Annotated in this window: 1 pseudogene; it reads left to right on the top strand. The window is 67.2% G+C overall.

The window, feature by feature from the left end:
* Positions 1-51: 51 nt before the first annotated feature.
* A pseudogene (gene uvrA, locus ACLL81_RS04275) lies at positions 52-2,531 on the top strand (excinuclease ABC subunit UvrA); the annotation flags it as partial.

Here is a 2,531-nt window from a genome sequence, read left to right as displayed (position 1 = left end):
ATCATGGAGACGGTCTGACTCTCGATGGGCAGGCCGGTGGCCGGCGAATAGGGCACGCCCATCGAGAGCCAGACCGTCTCCATGATGGTCGACAAGCTTGTGGCCCTGCCCGAGGGCGAGCGGCTCTACCTGCTGGCCCCCGTGGTGCGCGGCCGCAAGGGCGAGTACCGCAAGGAGATCGCCGAGTGGCAGAAGGCCGGCTTCCAGCGGGTGAAGGTCAACGGCGACCTGTTCCTGATCGAGGACGCGCCGGTTCTGGACAAGAAGTTCAAGCACGACATCGACGTGGTGGTGGACCGGCTGGTCACCAAGGACGGCCAGGAGACCCGCTACGCCGACAGCCTGGAGACCGCGCTGAGGCTCGCCGACGGCATCGCCGTGGGCGAATGGGCGGACAAGGCGGCGGCCGAAGACGAGCCGCGGCGCATGCTGTTCTCCGAGAAGTTCGCCTGCCCGGTCTCCGGCTTCACGATCAGCGAGATCGAGCCGCGCCTGTTCTCATTCAACAACCCCTACGGCGCCTGCCCGGTGTGCGACGGCCTGGGGGCGAAGCTGGCCTTCGACGCCGACATGGTCGTGCCGGACAAGGACAAGACCCTGCACAAGGGGGCGGTGGCGCCGTGGGCGAAGGGGCCTTCGCCGCTCTACACTCAGACCCTGCAGGCCCTGGCGCGGCACTACGATTTTTCCATGGACGTGCCGTTCTGGAAGCTGCCCGACCAGGCCCGGCAGGTGATCCTCTACGGCTCCGCCGGGGAGAAGGTCCGCTTTGTCTATGACGACAACGCCCGCAAGTACGAGGTCAACAAGAGCTTTGAGGGCGTGCTGCCGAACCTGGAGCGCCGCTGGCGCGAGACGGATTCTTCGTGGGTCCGCGAGGAGCTGGGCCGCTACCAGTCGCAGACGCCTTGCGAGGCCTGCGACGGCTATCGCCTGAAGCCCGAGGCCCTGGCGGTGAAGATCGCCGGCCATCACGTGGGACAGGTGTCGCACCTGGCCATCCGCCAGGCCCAGGCCTGGTTCGAGGGGCTGGAAGGCCAGCTTACCGACAAGCAGATGGAAATCGCGCGCCGGATCCTGAAGGAGATCAACGACCGCCTGCGGTTTCTGGTGAATGTCGGGCTCGACTACCTGAATCTGTCGCGCAATTCCGGCACCCTGTCGGGCGGCGAGAGTCAGCGCATCCGCCTGGCCAGCCAGATCGGCTCGGGCCTGACCGGCGTGCTCTATGTGCTGGACGAGCCGTCCATCGGCCTGCACCAGCGGGACAATTCGCGGCTGCTCACCAGCCTCAAGGGCCTGCGCGACCTGGGCAACTCCGTCCTGGTGGTGGAGCACGACGAGGAGGCGATCCTGACCGCCGACCACGTCATCGACATGGGCCCGGCGGCCGGCGTGCACGGCGGCGAGATCATCGCCCAGGGCACCGCCGCCGACATCATGGCCGAGCCGCGCAGCCTGACCGGCCAATATCTGTCGGGCGCCCGGGAGATCCCCGTGCCGCAGGACCGCCGGCCGTTCTCCAGGAAGAAGATGCTGCGGGTGATCGGGGCCACTGGCAACAACCTGAAATCGGTGACCGGAGAGATCCCGGTGGGCGTGTTCACCTGCATCACCGGGGTGTCCGGCGGCGGCAAGTCCACGTTCACCATCGAGACCCTCTACAAGGCCGCCGCGCGCCGGCTGCACAACGCCTCGGACGCGCCCGCCCCGCACGAGCGGATCGAAGGGCTGGAGCAGTTCGACAAGGTCATCGACATCGACCAGTCGCCGATCGGCCGCACCCCGCGCTCCAATCCGGCCACCTACACCGGCGCCTTCCAGCCCATCCGCGACTGGTTCGCCGCCCTGCCGGAATCCAAGGCCCGGGGGTATGGGCCGGGACGGTTCAGCTTCAACGTCAAGGGCGGCCGCTGCGAGGCCTGCCAGGGCGACGGCCTGATCAAGATCGAGATGCACTTCCTGCCGGACGTGTACGTCACCTGCGACGTCTGCCACGGCAAGCGCTACAACCGCGAGACCCTGGAAGTCCTGTTCAAAGGCAAGAGCATAGCCGACGTTCTTGGCATGACGGTGGAGGAAGCGGCCGACTTCTTCAAGGCCGTGCCGGTGCTGCGCGAGAAGATGGAGACCCTGCGCCGGGTGGGCCTGGGCTACATCAAGGTGGGGCAGTCCTCCACCACGCTCTCCGGCGGCGAGGCGCAGCGGGTGAAGCTGTCCAAGGAGCTGTCACGGCGGGCCACCGGCAAGACCCTCTACATCCTCGACGAGCCGACCACGGGCCTGCACTTCGAGGACACCAGGAAGCTCCTGGAAGTGCTCCACGAACTGGTCGACCAGGGCAACACCGTGGTGGTCATCGAACACAACCTCGACGTCGTGAAGACCGCCGACTGGATCCTGGACTTCGGTCCGGAAGGCGGCGACGGCGGCGGCGAGATCGTAGCCTTCGGCACTCCCGAGCAGGTCGCGGCCAACGACAAGAGCTGGACCGGCCGCTACCTCGCCGAGCTCCTGGAGCGCCACGAAAC

It is taken from the genome of Phenylobacterium sp. (assembly GCF_046590535.1).
Lineage (GTDB): Bacteria > Pseudomonadota > Alphaproteobacteria > Caulobacterales > Caulobacteraceae > Phenylobacterium.
The sequence above is the reverse complement of the archived record's forward strand: the minus strand, read 5'-3'. Positions and strand labels throughout refer to the sequence as shown.